The sequence below is a fragment of the Bacillus sp. USDA818B3_A genome (genome assembly GCF_009928415.1).
GTDB lineage: Bacteria > Bacillota > Bacilli > Bacillales > Cytobacillaceae > Neobacillus.
In genome coordinates this window covers 44,948-69,638 of the sequence record NZ_JAABNN010000007.1, presented here as the reverse complement: position 1 = coordinate 69,638, position 24,691 = coordinate 44,948, and the positions used below count along the sequence as shown (strand labels likewise).

The 24,691-nt window shown below is 36.6% G+C and carries 19 protein-coding genes; 6 read left to right on the top strand and 13 right to left on the bottom strand.

What is annotated here, in order from left to right; all coding sequences use genetic code 11:
- Positions 1–54 precede the first annotated feature (54 nt).
- Complete coding sequence (locus GXK58_RS14285) at positions 55–828, top strand: AraC family transcriptional regulator (protein ID WP_160723826.1); 774 nt, start codon at positions 55–57, stop codon at positions 826–828.
- Between the two features lie 430 nt (positions 829–1,258).
- On the opposite strand, the gene GXK58_RS14280 is transcribed toward GXK58_RS14285, so the two are convergent.
- The 5 genes from GXK58_RS14280 to GXK58_RS14260 all read right to left on the bottom strand — a co-directional run bounded on the left by GXK58_RS14280 (position 1,259) and on the right by GXK58_RS14260 (position 7,152).
- Positions 1,259–2,335 carry a Gfo/Idh/MocA family protein gene (locus GXK58_RS14280; RefSeq protein ID WP_160723825.1) on the bottom strand — a complete coding sequence of 359 codons (1,077 nt, stop codon included), beginning with the start codon at positions 2,333–2,335 and terminating at the stop codon, positions 1,259–1,261.
- Between the two features lie 17 nt (positions 2,336–2,352).
- A complete protein-coding gene (locus tag GXK58_RS14275; RefSeq protein ID WP_160723824.1) occupies positions 2,353–3,435 on the bottom strand; it encodes a Gfo/Idh/MocA family protein in 1,083 nt (360 codons plus the stop codon).
- Between the two features lie 233 nt (positions 3,436–3,668).
- Positions 3,669–5,231: an extracellular solute-binding protein gene (locus GXK58_RS14270; protein WP_237389676.1), complete on the bottom strand. Its 1,563-nt coding sequence runs from the start codon at positions 5,229–5,231 to the stop codon at positions 3,669–3,671.
- 16 nt (positions 5,232–5,247) lie between these two features.
- Positions 5,248–6,168 carry a carbohydrate ABC transporter permease gene (locus GXK58_RS14265; protein ID WP_160723823.1) on the bottom strand — a complete coding sequence of 307 codons (921 nt, stop codon included), beginning with the start codon at positions 6,166–6,168 and terminating at the stop codon, positions 5,248–5,250.
- A gap of 15 nt (positions 6,169–6,183) precedes the next feature.
- Entirely contained in the window at positions 6,184–7,152 is a 969-nt protein-coding gene (locus tag GXK58_RS14260; protein ID WP_442862478.1) for an ABC transporter permease, read from the bottom strand.
- Between the two features lie 244 nt (positions 7,153–7,396).
- On the opposite strand from GXK58_RS14260, the gene GXK58_RS14255 reads away from it, so the two are divergent.
- Together GXK58_RS14255 and GXK58_RS14250 are read left to right on the top strand one after the other, a co-directional pair.
- A complete protein-coding gene (locus tag GXK58_RS14255) occupies positions 7,397–9,097 on the top strand; it encodes a sensor histidine kinase (protein ID WP_160723822.1) in 1,701 nt (566 codons plus the stop codon).
- An 11-nt stretch (positions 9,098–9,108) separates the two neighbouring features.
- Complete coding sequence (locus GXK58_RS14250; RefSeq protein WP_160723821.1) at positions 9,109–10,746, top strand: response regulator transcription factor; 1,638 nt, start codon at positions 9,109–9,111, stop codon at positions 10,744–10,746.
- Positions 10,747–10,831: 85 nt separating this feature from the next.
- On the opposite strand, the gene GXK58_RS14245 is transcribed toward GXK58_RS14250, so the two are convergent.
- From GXK58_RS14245 to GXK58_RS14210, 8 genes are all read right to left on the bottom strand, one after another.
- Positions 10,832–11,158 carry a hypothetical protein gene (locus GXK58_RS14245; RefSeq protein ID WP_160723820.1) on the bottom strand — a complete coding sequence of 109 codons (327 nt, stop codon included), beginning with the start codon at positions 11,156–11,158 and terminating at the stop codon, positions 10,832–10,834.
- An 80-nt stretch (positions 11,159–11,238) separates the two neighbouring features.
- Positions 11,239–13,440 (bottom strand): alpha-galactosidase, encoded by a 2,202-nt coding sequence (locus GXK58_RS14240; RefSeq protein WP_160723819.1) that lies wholly within the window; start codon positions 13,438–13,440, stop codon positions 11,239–11,241.
- A gap of 20 nt (positions 13,441–13,460) precedes the next feature.
- Positions 13,461–14,282 carry a carbohydrate ABC transporter permease gene (locus tag GXK58_RS14235; protein WP_160723818.1) on the bottom strand — a complete coding sequence of 274 codons (822 nt, stop codon included), beginning with the start codon at positions 14,280–14,282 and terminating at the stop codon, positions 13,461–13,463.
- Positions 14,282–15,148 (bottom strand): carbohydrate ABC transporter permease, encoded by an 867-nt coding sequence (locus tag GXK58_RS14230; RefSeq protein WP_160723944.1) that lies wholly within the window; start codon positions 15,146–15,148, stop codon positions 14,282–14,284. Before GXK58_RS14230 ends, GXK58_RS14235 begins: the two co-directional genes overlap by 1 nt.
- A gap of 133 nt (positions 15,149–15,281) precedes the next feature.
- Positions 15,282–16,502: an ABC transporter substrate-binding protein gene (locus GXK58_RS14225; protein WP_160723817.1), complete on the bottom strand. Its 1,221-nt coding sequence runs from the start codon at positions 16,500–16,502 to the stop codon at positions 15,282–15,284.
- Between the two features lie 96 nt (positions 16,503–16,598).
- On the bottom strand, positions 16,599–17,621 hold the full coding sequence (locus GXK58_RS14220) for a LacI family DNA-binding transcriptional regulator (RefSeq protein ID WP_160723816.1): 1,023 nt from the start codon (positions 17,619–17,621) through the stop codon (positions 16,599–16,601).
- A gap of 236 nt (positions 17,622–17,857) precedes the next feature.
- On the bottom strand, positions 17,858–19,447 hold the full coding sequence (locus GXK58_RS14215; protein ID WP_160723815.1) for a response regulator: 1,590 nt from the start codon (positions 19,445–19,447) through the stop codon (positions 17,858–17,860).
- Entirely contained in the window at positions 19,444–21,261 is a 1,818-nt protein-coding gene (locus GXK58_RS14210) for a sensor histidine kinase (RefSeq protein ID WP_160723814.1), read from the bottom strand. The genes GXK58_RS14215 and GXK58_RS14210 overlap by 4 nt, the downstream gene beginning before the upstream one ends.
- A 206-nt stretch (positions 21,262–21,467) precedes the next feature.
- Here GXK58_RS14210 and GXK58_RS14205 point away from each other — a divergent pair, with 206 nt between their 5' ends.
- The 3 genes from GXK58_RS14205 to GXK58_RS14195 all read left to right on the top strand — a co-directional run bounded on the left by GXK58_RS14205 (position 21,468) and on the right by GXK58_RS14195 (position 24,647).
- Complete coding sequence (locus tag GXK58_RS14205; protein WP_160723813.1) at positions 21,468–22,427, top strand: carbohydrate ABC transporter permease; 960 nt, start codon at positions 21,468–21,470, stop codon at positions 22,425–22,427.
- Positions 22,427–23,254, top strand: a complete 828-nt coding sequence (locus GXK58_RS14200) for a carbohydrate ABC transporter permease (protein WP_160723812.1) — start codon at positions 22,427–22,429, stop codon at positions 23,252–23,254. The genes GXK58_RS14205 and GXK58_RS14200 overlap by 1 nt, the downstream gene beginning before the upstream one ends.
- A 94-nt stretch (positions 23,255–23,348) precedes the next feature.
- Complete coding sequence (locus tag GXK58_RS14195) at positions 23,349–24,647, top strand: ABC transporter substrate-binding protein (protein ID WP_160723811.1); 1,299 nt, start codon at positions 23,349–23,351, stop codon at positions 24,645–24,647.
- Positions 24,648–24,691 lie beyond the last annotated feature (44 nt).

Genomic DNA, 24,691 nt, shown 5'->3' with positions numbered 1-24,691 from the left:
TGATATAATTAAAACATCTACTATTCTGCTACTTTTTTATAACGAGGAAAAATTATGAACACCAACATACTTTTTTGCGGCTATTCCTATCATACAAAAGGATATCACTCCCAGCATAAAGCCGGTTATCCCTCCTATCTTTTCCGTCTGCAAACAGAAGGGAGTTGCGAGGTAGTCGTTAAAGGAACAAAACTAGAACAAGAGAAAGGTGATCTCCTTCTTATTAAACCTGGCGATCATTATGAAATACTAGTCAAAGAAGGACAAATCAGCGGCGACTATCACATCGGCTGTGAGGGAGCCTGGCTCGACGAATGGTGGAATCGTTCCACTAAACCTCCCATTTCTCGGATTGACATGGATGAAAAACTGCTTCTCTTATGGCGTCAGATTATTATTGAAAAAAGGCGTCCTGATTCAAGCCAAAATGAGGAACTTGCCGACTATTTAGTCCGAGCCCTTTGTTTAACGCTCGAACGTGCTGTCAGTGAAACGGTCCCCTCATACCATTATCCGTATCCAGTAACACGGATGATGCGGTACATTGAAGAACATGCAACAATAGTATTTAAAGTGGAGGATGTGGCTCGTCATGCCGGGCTTAGTGTCTCGAGGTCTGTTCATCTTTTTAAAAGCAGTGTAGGGAAAACCATCATGGAATACACGCAGGAGATCCGCTTATCCGCTGCCCTTGAACGGATGAAGTACACTACGCATACACTTGAGCAGATCGCTGAAGACTGCGGGTTTGGCACCTATCCTTATTTCCATAGAGTGTTCAAAAAGAAGTATGGTGTGGCCCCGGGTATGTACCGCCGGCTTGAATGATGAACCTCTAATAGATAGAGCTAGAAAAGCATTGACGACCGGCTTCCATGAATATCAACCATCTGGGTCGTCAATGGAGCTTATTGGCGACCCGCTTCCATTATAATAATCCATCTCGGTCGTCTATAGAGCTTATTGGCGACCCGCTTCCATTAAAATAATCCACCTCGGTCTTCAATAGACCTTATTGTCGACCCACTTCCATCAAAATAATCCATCTCGGTCGGCAATAGACCTTATTGTCGATCCACATCCATTAAAATAATCCATCTCGGTCGGCAATAGACCTTATTGTCGACCCGCTTACATCAAAATAATCCATCTCGGTCGGCAATAGAGCTTGATATGCAGTAAAAATGACTATCAAGCTATATTAATAGTCATTTTTTTGTTTGTGATATTTAACCGACCCTGCTCTTCTAGCTTTTTCTTAATTTACGTTGGATGGAACCAAATCAAAGTCCTTAATAACCTCATTGATTTCAGCTGACTTAAAAATCGTTTCCATTAAGCGCAGAACTCGCAACACTTCCCCATTCTTAACAATTGGTTCTGCCTTGCCCTCCACTACCGAAATGACATTTTCATAAAAGCTTTCCTCTAATTTTACTGCTGCAGGCAAACTTGAAGTGCTAATGGCTTTTTCAGATGGTGGAGCCATCGTTTTCGTTAATCCCTGACCTGCTTTAATTGGCTTAGGTGCTTCTACTTCGCCAAAATTCTGTGTTACGATTTTACCGTTTAGTTCCCAATCATGAACAACGGCAGTGCCTTTTGTCCCTTTTACATACCAGCGCGGTAATTGAACAAAGTTTGTGGTTCCAACTTCGATTAACGAGGTAATCCCGTTTTCAAAGGTGATAAATACCTGAAATCCATCGTCAACATCGTCTCCTAAAATATAGCTTAGGTTAGCATAGACACTCGTAATCTTGCTATCAACCATAAATAATAACTGATCTAATAAATGAACGCCCCAGTCAAGCAGCATTCCCCCGCCATACTCTTTCAGGTGGCGCCAATCCCCAGGGATTCCATTTGCTCCTTGAACTCTTGATTCGATATGAAAGACTTCTCCGATAATCTGGTCATCGTAAACCTTTTTCATCGTTAGGAAGTCTTCATCCCACCTGCGGTTTTGATGCACAATAAAGGCACGGTCATTGATTTTCGCTGCTTCCATAATCTCAAGCAGCTCTTGACTATAAATGGTCACTGGCTTTTCGCAAATCACATGCTTTTTTGCATTTAAGGCAGCAATTGCTAATTCTTTATGAACATCATTCGGAGTAGCAATCAGAACAATATCAACCGCTTCATCTAATAAGACAGCTTCTAAGCTTTCATACACTGCGTATCCATCAGCAAGGGATGCTGTTTTTCTTTCTTCTAAAAGATCATAGGTTCCTGCTACATCTATGTTTTTGCTGTCTTTTATTAGCTTGGCATGGTAACTTCCCATTCCTCCATAACCAACAATCACTAATTGATAGTTTCGGCTTGCCATAATTATTCTCTCCTTTATTACTTATTAAAATAAATCGCTTCACCTGTTTGCGCTGATTTATAAATGGCCTCCAGAATTTCTGTAACCACTAAGGCTTCCTCTGGTTTCACGACCGGCTCTGTATCATTTAAGATGCTTTCAATCCACAATCTTGCCTCTAATTCGGCTGCATCTTCCGTTTCTCCGTCATAAAAATCAACACCTTTGGCATCCAAATTGATGTGATTTGTGTATAACTTACTGAAATCTTCACCATTGATGCGAAGACCATCCCACATATCCGCTCCGCCTTCTGTCCCGCACAGCGTACATTTGGCTTCTCCTGTCTGCAGCATATTAATCGCCCAGCTGGATTCAAGCATAATGGTTGCACCATTTTCCATCGTGATATAACCGAAAGCTGAATCTTCGACCTTAAATTTGTCTGGATCCCATGATCCCCAAGCATTGGCCGCATTCTTCTTTTGCCCCAGCTTATGGAATGTACTTCCTAACACCGCTTTTGGCTTGTAATTGTTCATCATCCAAAGGGTTAAATCCAGCGCATGTGTTCCAATATCAATTAACGGACCTCCGCCTTGCTTCTCTTCATCTAGGAATACACCCCAAGTTGGAACCGCTCGGCGGCGAATCGCATGAGCTTTCGCATAATAGATCTCTCCTAGATCTCCTCGTTCGCATACCTTTTGCAGATACTGACTGTCCGTCCGGAAGCGATTTTGGTAACCAATCGTTAATTTCTTCCCAGTCCGCTTGGCTACCTCAACCATTCTTCTGGCATCTGCTGCTGTTTTGGCCATCGGCTTTTCACACATGACATGTTTTTCCGCTTCCAATGCCGCAACAGTGATATCGGCATGAGAATCATTAGGCGTACATACATGGACGACATCGATGGTCTTGTCCTTTAATAGTTCTTGATAATCCACATAAATTGCGGCATCTTCTGTGCCATATTTTGAAGCAGCTTCCACAGCACGCTCTTCTTCAATATCACAAAAAGCCACCATTTCGATTTGTGAAAGTTTTGAAAGACTTGGCATGTGCTTTCCCTTCGCAATTCCACCGCATCCGATGATGGCTACACGTAATTTTGTCATAATCTATTCCTCCCAACCTCATACATATCCCTATTTAGTAAGCGCTTAAAATTATAAATTTATCTTATATTGAATAAAGAAAATAAAACATAGACCATCTAATGAAAACATATACTATTTTGCTATTTTTCCATTATGCATGAAGAAAATATAATATATAAAAACACAGTCAGCTTACATACTATGTAAGCCAACTGTCACTTCAATCAAGATTTTAAAAGGATATTTGAGATTTATTTAGCATTTTTGAGATTTTTTTGGTATCTATCAAAAGCTTTTTTCTGGATTTTCAAATAATCATCCAAACCCATTTGTTTTAATTGAGAAATATAGGAATCCCATTCTTTTGTAGCTCCACCCTCAACAACCCATTTGGATTGCATAGAGTTTACATAAGAAGTAAGGTCTGTATTTAATGCACTTAAACGGTTCATCTCTTCTTCTGTATAAGAAACATTTGGGAATTGTTCCCTGACATACTGATTAATTTGTTTATCCAATTGAAGCTTCAACCCATCGCCGCCATTAGATGGAAGGCTAACCTTTTCATTAAATCCTTCACCGATAAATTTAGGACCAAAATCACGGAATGAGTTTGTCCATGCAAATATATCCGCTGATTGACCTTCAGGAGCATCTAACACTTTGTATGTTCCGTCATTTTTCTTTTCAACCCCAATGCCGAAAGAACCGTAGAAAGTTTGAATACTTGCATCTTCAGTGTAGAATTGATCTGCCCATTTCAATAATTTAGCAGGGTCCTTTGCTTTTGTAGTGATCATGAACTCATCTCTTGAATAAATTGGTGCATCTGTCATAACATATCTTTCTCCATCTGGACCTTTAAGTGCAGGTAATTGCACATAATCACTTGCATTTGGTCCAAAAGTGGCGTCCGGAGTCCAGCCAGAAGATACTCCTACCAAGGAGCCTTTTTCATCTTTTCGTTTTGCTTCAGCCATTGATGTATCCTGTGTAAATAACTCTTTATCAATTAGCCCGTCCTTATACGCTTTATGCATCCATTCAATTCCTTCTTTATATGCGTCTTCAGTTGGCATGAAGATTGGCTCTCCATCTTTCACTGTCATGGATGTTGAATAACTTCCTTTAGGCAATCCAAATGGTAAAATAAAACCTAAAACATCACCCTGATATCCGATTTCATCATTAGGATCTCCATTCCCATTTGCATCTTTTTCTTTGAAAGCTTTTAAAACGTTATAAAATTCTTCATACGTTTCAGGCATTTTCAAGCCCAAATTATCCAACCATTTTTTATTGATAAACAAGGAATTTCCTGCAATTGGTCTTAATGGAAGTTTCTTGGGTAAACTGTAAATGTGTCCATCAGGAGATGTTGCCATAGCACGTAATGTAGGATCTTCTTTAAATGCCGCAGTTAAATTTGGCATGTTTTTTTCAATCAAATCCTCTAAGGGAATAAACATACTTTTGTTATTGGTTATATCTGAATCTGTCAGTGTAATAGAACCCCAAAATGCATCAGGTAAATCTCCTCCAGCCAATAATACCGATTTTTTGTCTCCCCAATCAGAATTCAAATATGTGTCCCAATCCACTGATATCCCGGCCTTTTTTTCTGATTCCTCAACAAACCCTTTTAAAAAGTCTTCTCCCCAATCGGCCCAACGAACTGTCGCAATTTTATACGATCCATCTTCATTAGATTTCGAACTTGATTTTGAACTGGATGAAGTGTTACTGCAGCCAACAATTAAACTAGCTGCTAACGTTAAATTCATTACGATCCCCAAATTTCTCTTAAGCATCATTATTTCCCCCAATATACTATTCTTTAACTGAACCAACCATAACACCTTGATTGAAATACTTTTGTAAAAATGGATATAAACACATAATGGGAACAGTGGAAACGACAATTGCTGCGTATTTCATCATTTCTGATAATCTCCTTAATTCCGAAGCTAGTTCTCCTGTAGTAGTACCAAGCAGTGACTGATTGGATATCAAAATTCTTCGAAGTATCAGTTGAAGCGGTTGCAAATTTTCATTGTTAAGATAAATTAATGCATTAAACCAAGAATTCCATATCCCAACTGCCGTCCAAAGACCAATAACAGCAAGTATCGCTTTAGACAAAGGCAGCACCATAGTTAGAAAGTATCGAATCGTCCCACACCCATCAATCTGTGCGGCCTCCCAAAGGGTCTCAGGTATACTCTCTTTAAAGAACGTTCTAGCAATAATAATATTGAATGATGACACAGCAAACGGTAACACCATTACCCAAAAGGTATCCAATAAACCAAATGCTTTAACGACTAAATATGTGGGTACTAAACCTCCACTAATGAACATCGGAATAATAATAAATATAGATATCCATTTTCTTCCGAATAAATCTTTTCTTGATAAGGCATAGCCTGCCGGAATATTTACCACTAATGCAATTAACGTACCGACAGCGGTGTAGATGATTGTATTTAGATATCCTCTCCAGATGATATCTTGTTTAAGTAATTCTATATACCCGTCCAACTTCCACTCTTTGGGCCAAAACCAAACATTTCCGTTTGCCACATCAGCAGGATTACTAAATGAAGCAATGATAATAAACCAAAGCGGGTAGACAATACTCAATATCATTAGGATTGCTATCCCATATACTGCAACATCAAATACTCGATCTTTCCAACTCTTTTGAGCTCTAGTCTTTTGAATAAACTTATTTTTAATTGATAGCTCCATGCCCTTACCTCCTTTCTATAGTAAGCTTGTTTTGGTAAGTTTCTTTGACATATAATTCACTAAAAGTAAGACAATGATATTGACTACTGTGTTGAATAACCCAATGGCTGTCGATAAACTGTATTGGAAATTCTGTATCCCTACCTTATAAACATACGTGGATATGATTTCACTTCCAGGCAAGTTTAATTGATTTTGTAGTAAAAAGACTTTTTCAAACCCTACTCCCAATAAACTCCCTGCACGTAATATCAATAAGATCATTGCGGTAGGCAAAAGCAAAGGTAAATCAATATGAAGAATTTTTTGCATTTTGCTTGCTCCATCCATAGTAGCAGCTTCATAGTAAGTGGGATCAATGGCAGATAGAGCTGCCAAGAAAATAATACTGTCCCAGCCTAAATGCTGCCATACATCACTCCAGACATAGACACTGGCAAATAATGATGGATCTGATAATACATTGGGCATTTCAATTCCAATTAACCCTAACAAATTAACAATCAACCCATGGCTTGGTGACAAGAAAATCAAAATCATTCCACACATAACCATCGTAGATATGAAATGCGGTAAATAAGTTGTTACCTGGAACACCTTTTTAAACATACCTATACGTATTTGATTACATAGTATAGCTAACGCAATTGGTAATGGAAACCCTACTAAAATGCTGTATAAACTAATATACAATGTATTTTTTAACGTCAGGTCAAATTGGTAGGAATTAAAATATTGAATAAAGTGTTTGAATCCTACCCACGGGCTTTCCCATATCCCTAAAGCTGGTGAATAATCTTTAAATGCCATTACGATTCCGTACATGGGAATATACGTAAAACAAATTAGTAAAATGATTGAAGGTAATAGCAAAACATATAAAGGGCCGCTTTTCTTAAACTGCTTCATTCTTTTGGATGTTTTGCTTTCTTTCAAAAGAACTGCGGGATTCGTAACCTTTTGTGAAGCAATTGTACTTTTCACATTTTCCCCTCCTTAAGCTGCTGATATATCTCATTATAGGAAAGCGCATTCAAGACAAATAGATTAAACCGGACCATAAATAATACTATTTAGTGGAAGATGTACTATTTTTCAAAAACTAAATTTAAAAAAATAGCACTATTCAGTCCTTATTCGGTTATCCAACCGCTTTCTTACGTTTTTTTGCTAGAAACTGCAAGTTTATCCTATATATAATGAAAATAAGTATTGGAGGTGACATAAATTGCGTTTACCAATTAAAAATAATCCTTCACATTCTATTAATTATTATTCGAAAGTGCTATTTATCATTTTAATCATTATATTTCTAATCAATATCTTTGTTAGCTTTCTAACTATTTCTATTACTAGACAACAAAGTATCGATTCCATTACGAATACAGTTAATCTCTACTTAAAAGACACACAAAAAAGATTTAATGCGATTGACCATTTTATGATTTGGACTGTAATGCATGAACCATTAATTAAGAACATTGAGGAAGCTCAAGACATGGCTGAATTACCCAAAAGTTTAGAGGACTTCAGAACAAGAGTGAACGATTTTCAATACTCAAATGGGAAAAAATATCAATTTTTCTTAGCATTAAAAAAAGAGAACTACTTTTTTAATAGCTCTCCCATTCAAATGGAATATTCGGATTACCTTTATATTAAAAATTATTTCATGTCAGGAACAAAAACGTTAAATAACTATGAGAATATCAATACATGGCAATCACTTAAGCTAAATAATAAATACTATTTATATCATTTAATCGCATACCAAAATAGAGTATTTATTTGTTTAGTTTCTGTTGATGCTATTCTTGCGCCCTTACAGGACATCAACTTAGGCAAAAATGGAAAGTTAATGATGGAGAATGATCAACATGTTTTTCTTTCCAGTTCAGAACAAGTAAATTTATTTAAACAAGGAGAAACCAATTCCCTTTTCAGTAATCACTTGATCTTTGAAGGAAAAAACACTTCTCTGCCATTTTCCCTGCATGTTTCTTTAGATCATTTTGGTGCATTTGAAAAGGTTATTATCGCTCAATTTTCTCTTATATTGGCAACTATAATCATTAGCTTGATTTTATTACTAATGCTGCTTTTTATAAAAAATAAAGTGATATCCCCGATTCAAATGTTTTCTAAGAACCTTTCTGATCTAAATAAAAATAATGAAACCATTGATTTTGAGACTAGTCGTATTATAGAGCTTGAACAAGCAAATGAACAATTCAGAGAAATGATTGGTGAAATAAAAAAGCTAAAAGTAAATATTTACGAGCAAGAACTTGAAAAGAAAAAAACACAAATGAATTTTATGAAATTACAGATTAAACCTCATTTTTACCTAAATTGTTTAACAACTATATATAGCATGGCACAAATGAATATGTTTAAAGAAATACAAGAAATGGCATTATCCACATCCAAATATTTCAGATACTTATTTCAAACCAATCAAAACTTTGTAAAATTAGAAAAGGAATTAAATCATATTAAGGATTACCTGGCCATTCAAAAAATTGTTCATGGACCTGCTTTTCTTTTTGATAGTTTTATTGAACCAGATATTGAAAAAGCTAAAATTCCACCTTTAGTCATCCAAACATTTATTGAAAATACAGTTAAATATTCCGTTTCTTTAGATGATCAAATGAGAATTTTATTAAGTATTTACTCTTTTAATATGGAAAATCAAAAATACATAAAAATCACGATAAAAGATACTGGCCCTGGATTTCCGCCTGATATATTGGATCAACTTCAAAACAATATTCCATTGACGGATAAAGAGGGAAACCATATCGGAATCCACAATGTCGTTCAAAGACTTCGACTATTGTATGGCGATGAATTTTCAATAGTATTTTCAAATGGTTCTGATAGTGGCGCGGCCATTGTGCTAATGATACCTTACCTTGTTTTCTAGGAGTGAATAGTATGAATGTGTTAATAGTTGACGATGATCGATTTGTCGTTTCTGCATTAGAACAAAAAATGGATTGGACTTCTTTAGGCATTGAACAAATTTATACTGCCTCCAATATTCGGCAGGCAAGGAAGATATTCGAGAATAACTCAATCCATATCCTAATAAGCGATATAGAAATGCCACAAGGCAGTGGTCTTGAGTTATTGGCGTGGATACGATCAGAGGGATTCAATGTACAAGCGATTTTTTTAACTAATTTTGCGGACTTTAATTATGCCCAAAAAGCAATTGAACTTCAAAGTTTTGATTATTATTTAAAACCTATCGAATTTGATAAACTTGAATTAATCATAAAAAAAGCTGTCAAAAAAGTGAATTCAGGTCAAATCAATGAAGATGCGATTCGAGTTGGGCATTACTGGAATAATAATAAAGAAAAACTGATTGAACACTTTTGGTTCACCTATTTAAAAGACAATCACTCCTTATCAAGCGAAGAACTGCTGGAACAACTGAAAATTAATAAGATAGATTATTCGATGGAAGATTGTTTTTTACCACTGTTACTTGACTTTTTTCCATATCGGTTAGTTGAGAATAAGGAAATAATTTCAGTATTTGGTAACGATATTGATCTTAAAATAAGGTTGAAAACGATAATTAATGAAACATTCAAGGACTTTCCGATCCATTTGGAAGGTTTTTTGGAAGTAAGCACAAATAATGATGAGTATCTTGCCATTTTTAAAATAGTAGAGAGTACTTCAGAAACATATTTAAGGGACATTATTTCTTCCTGTAAAAAGTTTATTACAGCCGTTAATACTCAATTACATTGTGATGTTCAATGTAGTTTAGGTACTTTAAGCCCTTTATACCAAATTCAATCTTTAATTAAAGAACTTCAAGTGATGAGTGAAGAAACGATAGATTGTAGAAACAAAGTTTTTTGTCTGGATACGTACGAGATAGGTGATAAAAAATATGTTGAACCAAATTTGCCACTTTTAGAGCATTATCTTCAAACAGGCAACCGATTAAGCTTTATTAATAAATGCCATCAATATCTCACAAATTTGGCAGGTAAAAATGCTATAAATCATAATGTGTTATTTAGTTTTAGAATTGATATTACACAGTTAATCTATACTCATCTAAAGAAAAATGAGATTCTTGCTCATAAATTATTTCAAGGGAAGAGTAGTGAATTTTTACTAGAGCAATCCTCGAAATCCATAGAAGATATAATGAATTACATTACTTTTTTAATTGATGTTTCGCTGGACTATATGGCATTTACTAACTCACAGAAATCTGTCGTCAATACTATTCGTAATTATATCGATCAAAATTATCATGAAAATATCACGAGAACCAGTTTAGCCCAGATTGTCTATCTTAGCCCGGATTATATTGCGAGATTTTTTAAAAAGGAAACTGGAGTATCGCTTGTAAATTACATTATTAAAAAAAGAGTTGATATTGCGAAAGATTTACTTACAAATACAGATCTTCCCGTTCATACTATTTCAGATAAAGTTGGTTATGATAATTATTCATATTTTACGAAACTTTTTAAGAAAGCAACCAATTATACTCCTGTGGATTATCGTAAAATAGCAAATTCAAAAGCAAAGACATTTTAAAACCATTATTAAATAAAGAAAGCAACCTGTTATGGTTGCTTTTACTTCACTTATACATCATCGGGTTCCACACAATTTATTATTTTTACAAATTATATTTTATTTGTTTACCATCGTTATTAATATACTCAATTACCGCTTTATTCGTATTAAGATCAATAAACAGCTTACAGTATATATTATTTTTCTCCCAAGATAGTCGAACTTCATTATTAGTGGAATCTAAAACTTTAAACTCTCCGTTAAAAGCATCATATTCATTTCTAAAACGAATCAACTTTATCAGTCGCTCGACGACTTCTTTTCCAAGAGACTGTTCGATTTCCTCAACGCTGTAATTATGACGATTTTCAGCATCATCTTCAGAAGGTTTAACTATATCAACTTTACTGATAATAGATTTGACCTCCAAGTATGGTCTTATTACTAAAAAAAAACTGGTCCATACAGAAAAGCGATGAACAACAAATACTGTTGTTCATCACTTTTATCTTAATTACTCCACTCTTTTAGGTGCCAAACGTAACTTTGGAAATCGCCATGAATGTTAGCAGGTATACTTAGACCTACATAGGACAGCTCATCCCCGCCAAATACTTTGTCTGTTCCGATAACTTGGTATTGTTTCGTATCATCAATTCCCTTTAACCTTAATACAGTTGTTGGTGCAGCTGGTTCTGCTAATACCCGGAAATAGTAGACGATAGCTTCAGACTTATCCGTAGTTGTAAAGAGCCAGGCTGTTTCATTTCCCTCGAATGGGCTCTGCAGCCGGTAAAAATCACCAAATTGGATTAGTTTACGAATTTCTTTATAGTGGGCAACCTGCTGTTTAACGATTTCTTTTTCTTCGTCAGATAGCTTTGTTAAGTCTAGTTCATATCCCAAATTACCTGACATGGCGACATCACCGCGCATCTCCATGGAAGTGCTCCGATGCACCTGATGATTAGGCACTGCTGATACATGGGAACCCATGGAAACAATCGGGTAAACAAGACTCGTACCATATTGAATTTTCAAACGTGAAACTGCTTCGGTATTATCCGAAGTCCACACCTGTGGCATATAGTAGAGCATGCCTGGATCAAATCTGCCTCCGCCGCCAGAGCAGCTTTCAAATAGAATATGCGGGAACGAAGTCGTGATCCTTTCCATCACTTTATACAAACCGAGCATATATCGATGCGCTGTTTCCCTTTGTCTGTCGGCAGGCAGGGCTGCTGAGCCAATTTCCGTCATGTGGCGGTTCATGTCCCATTTCACATAAGAAATAGGTACAGTTGCTAAAATATCGATAACCCGTTTGGTAATTTCATTGCAGACATCTTCTCTTGAAAAATCGAGAATAAGCTGGTTACGGCTTTCTGAACGAAGGCGTTCAGGAACATGTAAGCACCAATCTGGATGCTCCCGATAAAGGTCACTATCAGCCGAAACCATTTCCGGTTCAAACCAGATGCCAAACTCCATTCCCATATCCTTCACATTTAACGCAAGATTATCTAACCCTTCAGGGAGCTTTTTCCGATTAACGAACCAATCCCCTAATGAAGAATTATCATTATCTCGTTTTCCAAACCATCCATCATCCAAGACGAATAATTCAATCCCTAATTCGCTTCCTGTTTTGGCAATCTCGAGGATCTTATCCGCATTGAAATTAAAATACGTTGCTTCCCAGTTGTTCACTAAAATCGGCCGCTCTTGATCGCGGTATGTTCCTCGTACCAAACGTGTACGATAAAGCTCATGGAATGTCCTTGACATACTGCCGAGACCTTCTGAGGAATAGACCATCACTACTTCCGGTGTTTGGAATACCTCACCCGCTTCCAGCTTCCAGCTGAAATCAAATGGATTAATTCCCATCGTGACACGGGTATTACTAAACTGATCTACCTCCGCTTGTGCCAAGAAATTACCGCTATAAACAAAGTTGAAGGCATAAACTTCACCAGTATCTTCAGTGGTACCTTTTCTTAACAATGCAATAAACGGATTATGCTGATGAGAGCTTGCTCCCCGCGTACTTTCAATTGACTGAACTCCATGGCGAAGCGGCTGGCGCTCGATATGTCTTTCCTTAACATGTGCACCATGAAGATGTAAAAATTCAAAATCCGCATCTCGGAAATCGACGCACACACTTAATGCACTTAACAGCTTTAAAGTTTGTTCTCCATCATTTACGAAACGGACTGAACGGGTAATCGCATTTAATTTTTCGAATACAGTATAACTTAAGATAACTTTTAAGCCGATAAGCGAATCAAAGAGAGTAATTTCGAGCGTTTCTGCCTCATCATCGCTTTCCACATACGTTGCAGGGAGCCCTTCCAAAGGAGCTTTTCCTTTAAATATGGTATGAGATTGGTACCTCAAGTCTGTAATCGTTGAACCATTTTCGAGCTGAATTTGATAGGCAGGCTTCCGAAAATCCGTATTTCCGTACTGTGGATACTCTTGCGGAAGGGTATCCAGGGAGAATGTCCGATCCTCTTTATGCTGATAAGGATTTCCAGAAAAGCCACGGTCTAGAGATTGCAGAAAATTGGAATGACGGTACTCCCTTATTTTTCTGCCCCAATAATGGTGGACTAGATAGCCATCACGGACAATTTCCATGACATAACTAGTACCTTTTGTTTGTAAATGAAAGGTTTTATTTTTTGAATCAAATTGAATTCCCACGAACACGTCAACTCCTAATACTATTTAATTGCCCCTTTTACAACCCCGCCAATGATCCACTTTTGGGCAAAGATATACACAATAACCATTGGTGATAAGGCGAGCAAGTAAGACGCAAATGCTAAGTTAAAGTCAGTACCAAACTGAGATTGGAAGATATACTGAGCTAATGGTAAGGTAGCGGATGATGGGTCATTTAAGATAATTAACGGAAGCATAAAGTCATTCCAAGCCCATAAGCATGTTAAAATTCCAACTGTTGCATTTATGGGAGTCAACAACGGAAAAATCACCTTCCAAAATACTCCCCACGTACTGCACCCATCCACAATCGCTGCTTCTTCCAATTCTTTTGGAATGGAGCGTATATAGCCTGTATAAATGAAAATATTTAAAGCTGCACCATAAACAATATACAAGAAAATAAGTCCACCTTGATTATCCATACCAAAAGCAGAAGTTTGTTTTACAAGTGGTAACATGATAATCGGAAATGGGATAAACATAGCACTAACAAAATAGTAGTATAATCCTTTAAAGAATTTACGGTGTAAATTCCTTGCTATTGCGTAAGCAACCATCGAATTCGTCAAGATCGTAAAAACAACGGTTACAACTGTAATAATTGCACTGTTTTTAAATGCCGAAAAAAAGTTCGTGGCCTCAATAGCCTTTGTGAAGTTTTCAAAATGCAGGCTGGTCGGTAGAGACAAAACCGATTCAGCTAACTCGGATGGTGATTTTAAAGCTATTGAGACAGTAATATACAAAGGGAAAAGTATAAATAATGAACCTAACGCCACTAAAATAGTAATGGTCCAATTTGTCTTCTGTCTTAACATTACATATCCAACTCCCTTTTTTGTAGTACTTTAATTTGGAATACCGAGATTACAACAATCACGATAAAATAAATAACTGAGTTCGCAGATTGATAAGCAAATTCTCCACCTGCGAATCCACTTTTAAAGATTAATAGCGAAATCGATTCAGTAGCCCGCCCGGGTCCACCATTTGTGAGGGCCACGACTTGGTCAAAAACCATTAGGAAGTTTTTCATTGAAAGAACCATATTAATGGTAAAGAAAGGAGCAATCATCGGAAATGTAATCTTCCAAAATTCTTGCCATTTATTCGCTCCATCAAGACTTGACGCTTCATATAATTCAGTCGGAACAGTCTGCAAACCTGATAGGTACAAAATGACATTGAAGGCACATGCCTGCCAAACAGCCACAATGACAATTCCCAACCAGGCAAATTCTTCACTGCCCAAAATATTCGCTGAAAGAAAACCAATATCTAGTTTTGTCCCTAATTGTGGAATGACATTAGAAAAAATAAAATTAAAGATAAATCCAACAATTAATACGCCGAGGACATTGGGCAAGAAATATACAGCACGGAAGAAGTTCTTTCCTTTAATCTTGGCGTTTAATCCCATTGCAATAATTAGACTTAATACATTTACGATGATGGTGGAGATAATAGCAAATTTAAAAGTAAAGAGATATGAGTTTAATATATTTCCATCTTTAAATAAATTAAGATAATTTTTTAATCCAACAAAATTGTAGTCTAAACTTAATCCGTCCCAGTTTGTAAAAGAATAAAAAATGCCTTGTAATGCCGGGTATGTGTGGAAAACAAGAAAAAGAAGAAAAGCAGGCACTGTCATCAGATAGAATGGGAGGTTTTTACTCTTCATTTTTTTCCTCTTTTCACCCGATTCAACAGAAGTATTTTTAGCAACCTTTTTTAAGGCAAGTTCGTTTTTACTCATCTTTACACTCCCTTATTGAAAACGGAGAAACTGGGATTCCCCAATTTCCCCCTCAAAATTATTTTCTGTTTGCTACCTTTTCCCATTCCTGATCTAGCGTTGATAAATATTTCTTTTTATCTTTGTTTTGTACTAATGTTTGTAATTGTTTATCAAGAGCAACTGCTGACGGTACATAGTGATCTGGGAAATCAACTAGAGCACCACTTGCAATACTTTCTTTTAACCCTTCTAACTCAGGCGCTTCTTGTACAATTCCTTTCTTTGCTGCAAAAGCATTTTGCTCGCTAAGGTATTGTTTCATATTATCGTCGCGTAAAAGGAATTCAATAAACTTTTTAGCTTCCTTTGGATGCTTCGTTTGTGATGATTGTGTAAGGACTACATCAACCCCAGATACAACTTTGGAATCACCTACAGGATATGGGAATACACCTAGGTCAATGTTTGGATTCGCCTTTTTAATTTCCGGAATCGCCCAAATCCCTTGAAGATACATAGCTGATTCACCTTTTGCAAAAGCGACGTTTCCGTCATTGTAGGCTTTACCTGTTTGATCTTTATTACCATACTTAATTAGTTCTACAAACTTATCAACAGCCTCTGAATGACCTTTCACAAATGTGGTTTTCTTATTATCCAACTTTTTGAAAAAGTCATTTCCTTGTGTGTTAGCAGCTAATACATTATAGGCAGGCAGTGCAGTCCATGCATCCTTAAATGTAAAGTAGAATGGATTTTTACCAGCAGCTTTTACTTTTTCTGCGACCGCAATAAAGTCATCCCAGGTTTTTGGGACTTCCAAGCCTAACTCTTTAAAAATAGCTTTATTGTAGATAACAGCATCCGCATTTGCTGCATAAGGAATTCCGTAAACTTTATCCTGTTTTGAGATATCCTTTAACATATCCACATAAGCCGGCTGTATGTCATTTAATAATTTGTCGTTTGTAACTTCCTTAAAGGCACCCGCCTTTGCAATGTCAGAATAGGAAATGTCTCCGCCTGTTCCCATTACGTCAGGAATGTCACGTTTTGCTACACGTGTTTTTAAAACGGTTGTTGCATCAGGTGGATTGGATTGAACGACATCAATTTTTGGATTTTCTTTTTCAAACTTTTTTATCAGCTCATCATAAGTGGCTCTTGCTTCTGTTTTATATTGCAGGAACTCAATCTTTACTTTACCATTTGCTGAAGCCTCGTCCTTACTTCCGCAGCCTGCTAGAACAGAAAGCGCGATCATACCAGTGGCTACTAACGAAATTGATTTTTTCATAGAGAACCCTCCATTTTTAAATAGTTTAATAGTTTAATATTTAAAACTAACAAAAGGATTGGCGAGCGGTTCAACAACCGCCCGCGAGCACTTTTATTATTTTTTAACGCTTACACTTTCTCGTAAAACAAGGTCCGTTGGAATGGTCACCTTCAATGGAATCGTTCTTCCTTTCAAACGATCATAAAGCAGTTTTACTGCCGTTTTCCCCATTTCATCCCCATAAACTTTTACGGTTGAAAGGGGGGGATTCATAAAGGCTGCTGCTTCGATATCATCAAAGCTGAAAACTGATACATCCTCCGGTACTTTTATGTTGGCTTCATGCAAAGCGCGAAGTACACCTAATGCCATCGGATCACTTCCGACCACAATTGCACTAGGCATCTGGCCGTTATCTATTAATTGTCTTGTTAAAGCGTATCCGCTTGTTGGTCCCCATTCGTCTAATAAGACATTGACGGGGTTGTACAATCCCTTTTCTTTCATAACCTTTTCAAAGGTAATTTTTCTTGTGTCTTCTTTTTCCTTTGTCTTTTGACGACTTACCCCAAACACCATTCCTCTTCCGCCTAAATAAGCGATGTCAGTATGACCTAGCTCAACCAAATGCTCGAGAACTTGTTGTGTTGCTCCTTCAAAATCTGAAGTGACAACATCCACTTGTGAATCCTGGGGTAAATAATCTACTGCAACAATATTATTATTTTCGTAGTAGATTTCTTTTAAATCTCCAATATCGACATCTCCAAGAACAATTAGTCCATCTAGTCCGCTCAAGGCTTCTGCAGTAATGCTGCTCCTGCCAACCATTAAGGTCGTGGCGATATTTAAAGAATATTGACTGCAGGTACTCTCTACTCCAAGTCGAATGGATTGGAAATATGGGTCAATCGTTTCATCATTTAACATGATGAGACCAATATTATAAATTTCATTCAATTTTTCTGTTTTCAAGCTCTTTTTTCGCAATGGTTTATAATTTAACTCATTGACGATTTCAATAACCCGCTTTCTCGTTTCCTCAGTTACGGAAAGTGTAGGATCATTGTTTAGAATTCTAGAAACTGTTGCTGTCGATACACTCGCCTGATCGGCAATATCTTTTATCGTTGCCATTCTATCACCATCAATCGTTTAGTTAACTTAACTAAATTTTATATTTTCAATATATCAGAGGATACGCTTTCACACAACCTTTTTTTATAAATTCATTTAATTTCATTCAATACTCTTCAATTTTTTAATGTTTTTTGCTTATTATTTATATTTATGTTAATTACTTCGTAAAAAAACAGAGTAAACATAACTAAATCATTAGTTATGTTTACTCTGTTTTACTAGTTGTTACCTGCTCATTTCTGAATAATATGTAACTCTCGATACTCATTAGGTGTTACACCTTCTACCTTTTTAAATACCTTTCGGAAATACTTGTCATCCTGATAACCGACCATATTGGCGATTTCGTAAATTTTCAATTCACTGTTTTTCAATAGTGCTTTCGCACGTTCTATTCGGACTTTGACAATGTAATCAGATATATTAACATTAAACTCCTGCTTAAATTTCCGCGAAATATATTCCCTGCTTAGATAAAAATGATCTGATATCTCCTGCAGTTTTACATCCCGATCATAATTTGCCTGCAGAAATTTCTCTATATCATATAAAACATTACTGCTCTTCTGCGCAGTCTTTCGCTTCACTTTTCTTAAAAAGATAGAAATTTCACGGATCGTTCGTCCAAGATAATACTGTAATTGGAACGTACCGCTTTGATTGAAAAATTGATCCACTCTGTATTCAATTTGATCTGAAATCTTACCTGTGATTTGAAAATGTTCAAACCAATGATTACTAATAACCAGATATTCATTTTCAAGCTGTAGCAGCTGACCCCATGATAAGTAATCGCCTTCTGTGTAATCTTTTGCAATTTTACTAATCAAATCTTCAAAAGCCTTAATTCCCCCCGTTTGAATAGCTAATTCAATTTCAGAAGAATACACGAATAGATTTTTTAATACCTGTGACTGAAAAACATCTTGATGGTATACCTTGTTTTTTGCATCATCTAATATATTACTGTTTAATAGAACTTCCTTTGCATGCTGATAAGAATTCATTAACTTGTTTCTTTTATCTACCTTTACTCCAACGGCGATATGACAAGAAACATTAATGACGTTCAAAATCGTTTGATAGATGCTGCCCAGCAGTTCTTCAATTTGGGCAAACTGATTCCAAAACACAATCACGATTTCACCTTTATTCGCAAGGTTGCGAAAGGCTATTCCACATTCCTTTTCTTGTAAAATCTCATTAATAACGTTTAAGAGTGTAAAATAGGTTAAATCCCGGTCTCCTTGAAAAGCCTCAATTGCCTTTCTATTGATCCGAACTAGTGCAGCAAGGTATGTTTGTGAGCGATGAAAGCCGAATTCCTCATACAATTCTTCCTTCAGATTATCATTATTCAATAATTGGGTTAGTTTCCGGTCCCGGTAAATGGGCTTCATTTCATTAATTAATTGATAGCTGGTTGTTTTACTGTTCCTCTCATTTTCGTCTCTCTTCCACTCTTTTACCACTTTATCCAAGGTCTGATTCAATATCTCCGGGTCAACTGGTTTTAATAAATAATCCGAACTTCCGGAATGAATCGCTTTACGCATATAGTGATAATCATCATACCCAGTCACTACTATTGTTTTGCTAAGCGGCTGATTTTCTTTGATCCACTCTAACAGCTGTGTACCATCCATTTTAGGCATTTTCATATCTGAAAAGATAATTTCCGGACGAAGAGTCTGTATTAGCTGAATCGCTTCTTCACCATTACACGCTTCATAAATTTCAGTTATTCCATTCTGTTCCCATTCACCTAAGAGTTTAATTCCCTCTCGAACGTGTTTTTCATCATCGACAATTAAGACTTTCATGGATGTATCACCTCATTTTGAATATCTCTAGGAATGATGATTGTTACAGTAAATCCGCCTTCTTTCCCGCTCGAAACATCCATTTCTACCTGATTACTATAATAAATTTTTAAACGGTCATAAATATTTTTCAGACCAATACCTGCTTTTTTCTGATAGTCGTCATCCCTATCAGACAATTCACGGCGAAGTTGTACAAGGGCCTCTTCGGAAACACCCATTCCATTATCTTTAATAGAGATGTATAAATAATGGTCATGCTCACCTTTAGCTGTAATCGTAATCATTGCTTTTTCTAACTGCTGATCAAAGCCATGCTTAAAGCAATTTTCAACAATGGGCTGAAGGATCATTTTAGGAACAAGTATTTCTTCTATACCAGTTTCAATCTCTAGTTCAAACTCAAACATCTCATCAAATCTTTGTTTTTGTAAATTCAAATAAGATTTCACATGGTTTACTTCTGCTAAAAATGGAACGATATCGTCTTTCATATTCATGCTGTAACGCATGATATTAGATAATGAATTCAATAACGAGTAAACAGGTACCGCTTTTAATTTCAAGGCAAGTGTACCTATCGATTGAAAAGCGTTATAAAGGAAATGAGGATTTATTTGTGACTGAAGAACCCTTAACTGAGAAGATTTATTTTCAATCTCCAATTTATACTCCCGTTCAATTAATTCATTTATTTTCGCAATCATGAGTTTAAAATGCCTGCCGAGCATACCAATTTCATCATTTCCTAATGACTCAAAGTCTGCTTCAAACACACCTTTTTCTACTTTTTTCATATTGGCTATTAATACTTTGATTGGAGCTGTCAGCCGGAAAGATATGAACATAGTAGCAAATAATACTATAACTAGTGTAATCATGACGATGATAATATTAGTGAAAACTGTCTGCCTCGCACCTTGGTAAAGGACATCATAAGGGATCCTTTTAACAATGTACCAATCCTTAAAAGAATTAGAAAACTTTTGATAGACAATTACCCCAGAAAATTGTTTATCCTTCCATTCTAGACTTACATGGGAACTTGGTTCCTTCTTGATTTCCTGATACCATTCTTCTTTATTTTCCGTCCCAATTACCCCGTTATCAGAAGAGTAGATGACATTGCCTCTTTCATCCATAATATATAAGTCTTCTACCCCCTCAGTATATAAACGTGCGGCAATATCACTAATTTTGGAAAGATTGATATCAATAGATACGAATCCTAAAATTGTTTCTAACGGTACATCTCTTATAATCGTATGGAAACTTAAAACCTCATTTTTCTCAGAGCTAGGAATGACAGACAAGTTATTGTAACTATAAATCTCATGCGGCGCTTCAATAACCGAAAAATGATCAGACCTACTTAAGCGTGCATAGAAGGGATTGGACAAGATATTCTCGTATTTCCTTCTGCCGCTAATGCGTGAATGATAATTGGTAAACGAATCTTTTCCTTTATCTATGTATAGATGCATTTGTTCTACTTCTGGCCGTGAATTGAATGTATAGGCCAGCATTCGCCTTACTTCCTCTTGATTGCCGCTTAAATTTGCAGATATCCCGACCCTCATCACCGACATAAAGGGAGTATACCGATATAAAACAGTCGACATTTGAGCGACATCATCTAAATAAGTAGTAAGCTCTTCTTCCCCTTTAGTAATTAATTCATGATTCGTAGAAACAAATCGGTCACTAATTGATTTTGTCGTTTGATAATAGGTGATTGTGATCGCGATTCCAAAAGGGAGTAAGATAACTGCCATTAATGTGATAATTAATTTTTTTCTAATCCCCCATTCCATAAGCTCCTCGGCTAGTCCCTAAACCATGGACCAGCCTTCCCCCTTTGCTGATTTTATACTGAATTCCACCTCATTTTAGCATAAGAAAGGGTGGTGTCTAAATTAATAATACAAGATGCTGTTCAATATCTTCCACCCTACTGGTCAATGTAAGCCGTTTCATAATTTTTAAAAATCCCTAAAATGAAGATATAGGAGGTGCAGTCGTGAATAATCAAAGTGAGTTAGAAAGTTCAGCATTACATGGCAAAGCTAGTATTAAAATTTCAGAGTCATCTTCTTTAAATAAAAAGAAGAAGCTAAAAGATGCAGGGTTATTCGCCCTATTTGTCGGTCCAGTATTCTTAGCATTTACTATCATTGTCCTTATTCCCTTCTTTACGGGTATTTATTACGCATTTACCGATTGGAACGGAATTACAGGTGATATTAAATGGGTCGGACTTGATAACTTTAAGTACCTATTTACTGAGGACAAGCAATTTCAAGATTCCTTTATCCTTACAACTAAATATACCGTTGTAGCGATTATTTTAACAAATATGCTTGGTTTTGGATTAGCCATTCTAGTGACACAAATGTTAAAAACCAGGAATATATTGCGGACTGTTTTCTTCATGCCAAATATGGTTGGCGGTCTTCTACTAGGATTTATCTGGCAGTTTATTTTTGTAAAAGGATTTGCTTCCCTGGGACAATTAACACATATTCCATTTTTTGAGTTACCTTGGCTAGGAGATGCTAGTACAGCATTCTGGGGAATTGTGATTGTCAGTGTATGGCAGGGAGCAGGCTACATTATGATTATCTATATAGCCGCATTGCAAAATGTACCACAAGAATTAATTGAAGCAGCGAAAATTGATGGTGCGAATAGATTTCAAATTCTTCGCCACATCACCATGCCTCTGGTAGCACCAGCTGTGACAATTTGTTTATTTTTAACAACTGCTTCATCATTTAAAATCTTTGATGCAAACCTGTCGTTAACCGGCGGTGGCCCATTTAAATCAACTGAGATGTTAGCTTTAAACATTTATAAAGAAGCTTTCGTCAATAACCGTTATGGTATTGGGGAAGCAAAAGCATTAATTTTCTTCATCGTTGTTGCTGCAATCACCGTACTTCAAGTGACAATCTCGAAGAAAAGGGAGGTTGAATCATAATGGGCAACAGATATACAAGCAAAACATTTGTGTTTGAGATATTTGCTATCCTGCTTGGTCTTATCTTTTTAGTTCCGTTTTATTATTTGATATCAAACTCCTTAAAACCGTTTGCCGAGATTCTTTCGAATACATCAGCATTGCCAAAAGTGTTAATGTTCGACAACTATGTGAACGCTTTTGAAAAATTAAACTACCTAAAGGTATTTACAAATTCACTTTTTATTACAGTCATTAGTAATATTGTGCTGGTAGTCTTTTGTTCAATGGCAGCGTACATGCTGGTTAGAACGAAAAAGAAAATCAGCAATATCATTTTCATGACCTTCGTTGCAGCCATGATCATTCCGTTTCAATCTATTATGATTCCGCTTATTAAAACGGCCAGTAACTTTGGATTGCTTAACAGTGTATGGGGTCTTGTTATCATGTACTTAGGATTTGGATCTGGAATGACGATCTTCCTCTATCACGGGTTTATCAAAGGAATCCCGGTAGAACTTGAAGAAGCAGCGATTATCGATGGATGTACAAGATTTGGTGTGTTTTGGAGAATTGTTTTCCCATTACTAAAACCAATCACCGTAACCATCGTAATCCTAAACAGCCTTTGGATCTGGAATGACTACTTATTACCATCCCTGGTCCTACAGGATCCTGAATTAAAAACCATTCCATTAGCGACATTCTCCTTCTTTGGTCAGTACACCAAGCAATGGGATTTAGCTTTGGCAGGACTTGTTCTTGGAGTCATACCTTTGTTAATCTTCTTCTTTGCAATGCAAAAACACATTATCAAAGGGATTACAAGTGGCTCAATCAAGTAATTTTTATCTCGGGGGAAATCTCCCAAGTCTCGTCAATGACAGACCTGGGAGAAAAATATAAGATTAGATATAACAATTCAGGAGGGAAAACAAAATGGCATTAAAAAAGTATTCAATCGCAGCGGGAATTTTATCAGCTTCACTTCTATTAGGTGCTTGCGGTAACAGTGACAGTGCATCTGGAACAAAAAAGGACAGTGGCAGTAAAGATGGCAAAGTAGTAGTTGATATCTTCAACGGCAAGGTTGAAATTGCAGACCAATTGAAAGCGCTAACTGACAAATATACAGAAGAGCACCCTGAAGTTACATTTAATATTGAATCAGTCGGCGGCGGCGCTGATGGTGCTGCAGCACTTAAAGCAAAATTCGCTTCAAATAAAGCACCTGATATTTTTGGAAATGGCGGTTACCAAGAAGCAATCACTTGGAAAGATAAATTTGAAGATCTATCCGATCAGCCTTGGGTAAAAGATGCTTATGAAGACGCGTTAAAACCAATGACTATTGACGGAAAAATTTACGGTCAGCCGGTTAACATGGAAGGTTACGGCTTCGCTTATAACAAAAAATTATTTGAAAAGGCTGGCATTAAAGAGCTGCCAAAAACTTACTCAGAGTTAGAAGCGGCAGCGAAGAAGCTTAAAGGTGCCGGTATCACTCCTTTCTCTGTTGGCTATGCGGAATGGTGGGTTTTAGCAAACCATGGTTTAAACGTTCCTTTTGCTTACCAACAAGCGGATGACGAAAACTTTATCCCTGGTTTAAATGAAGGCAAGTCAAAAATCGCAGGCAACAAATATTTTGAAGACTACTTTAAGCTTGTTGATTTAACTGTTAAATATGGTAACAAAAATCCATTAACTACGGATTACAATACGGAAGTAACTCAGTTTGCTAACGGTGAGACTGCTATGATTCAACAAGGCAACTGGATTCAGCCGATGCTTGATAAATTAAATCCTGGTATGGAAGTTGGCTTTATTCCATTGGCACTTACAGACGATGCTGCACAAGCGGATAAATTAATGGTCGACGTACCAACTAACTGGGCCGTTTATAACAAAGCACCTAATGCAGACAAAAAGGCTGCTAAAGATTTCTTAAACTGGATGGTTTCCTCTGAAGAAGGTAAGACGGCTTTAGTTAAAGAATTCAAATATCTTCCTGCCTTCAAAACAATTGAAGCAAAAGCAGAAGACATTGGACCACTTGGAGCTGACCTTCAGAAGTACTCTCAAGAAGGAAAGACTTATTCTTGGCAGTTCATGAAGTATCCTGATGGTGCAGGACAAGAATTTGGTGCAACATTACAAGCATATGTTGGCGGCCAAGCGTCTAAAGCTGAAGCGATGAAAGCGTTCGATGAAACTTGGGCAAAGTTAAAGAAATAATTTGAATACAGTCAAAGGCCCCTCTCATGTTGAGAAGGGCCTTC

Bases quoted from the DNA above. Each gene is read 5' to 3' on its own strand.
- GXK58_RS14195 (WP_160723811.1), top strand. From the start codon at position 23,349: ATGGCATTAAAAAAGTATTCAATCGCAGCGGGAATTTTATCAGCTTCA.
- GXK58_RS14265 (WP_160723823.1), bottom strand. From the start codon at position 6,168: ATGGAGCTATCAATTAAAAATAAGTTTATTCAAAAGACTAGAGCTCAA.
- GXK58_RS14280 (WP_160723825.1), bottom strand. From the start codon at position 2,335: ATGGCAAGCCGAAACTATCAATTAGTGATTGTTGGTTATGGAGGAATG.
- GXK58_RS14200 (WP_160723812.1), top strand. From the start codon at position 22,427: ATGGGCAACAGATATACAAGCAAAACATTTGTGTTTGAGATATTTGCT.
- GXK58_RS14270 (WP_237389676.1), bottom strand. From the start codon at position 5,231: ATGATGCTTAAGAGAAATTTGGGGATCGTAATGAATTTAACGTTAGCA.
- GXK58_RS14220 (WP_160723816.1), bottom strand. From the start codon at position 17,621: ATGGCAACGATAAAAGATATTGCCGATCAGGCGAGTGTATCGACAGCA.
- GXK58_RS14210 (WP_160723814.1), bottom strand. From the start codon at position 21,261: ATGGAATGGGGGATTAGAAAAAAATTAATTATCACATTAATGGCAGTT.
- GXK58_RS14230 (WP_160723944.1), bottom strand. From the start codon at position 15,148: ATGAAGAGTAAAAACCTCCCATTCTATCTGATGACAGTGCCTGCTTTT.
- GXK58_RS14275 (WP_160723824.1), bottom strand. From the start codon at position 3,435: ATGACAAAATTACGTGTAGCCATCATCGGATGCGGTGGAATTGCGAAG.
- GXK58_RS14225 (WP_160723817.1), bottom strand. From the start codon at position 16,502: ATGAAAAAATCAATTTCGTTAGTAGCCACTGGTATGATCGCGCTTTCT.
- GXK58_RS14215 (WP_160723815.1), bottom strand. From the start codon at position 19,447: ATGAAAGTCTTAATTGTCGATGATGAAAAACACGTTCGAGAGGGAATT.
- GXK58_RS14285 (WP_160723826.1), top strand. From the start codon at position 55: ATGAACACCAACATACTTTTTTGCGGCTATTCCTATCATACAAAAGGA.
- GXK58_RS14235 (WP_160723818.1), bottom strand. From the start codon at position 14,282: ATGTTAAGACAGAAGACAAATTGGACCATTACTATTTTAGTGGCGTTA.
- GXK58_RS14250 (WP_160723821.1), top strand. From the start codon at position 9,109: ATGAATGTGTTAATAGTTGACGATGATCGATTTGTCGTTTCTGCATTA.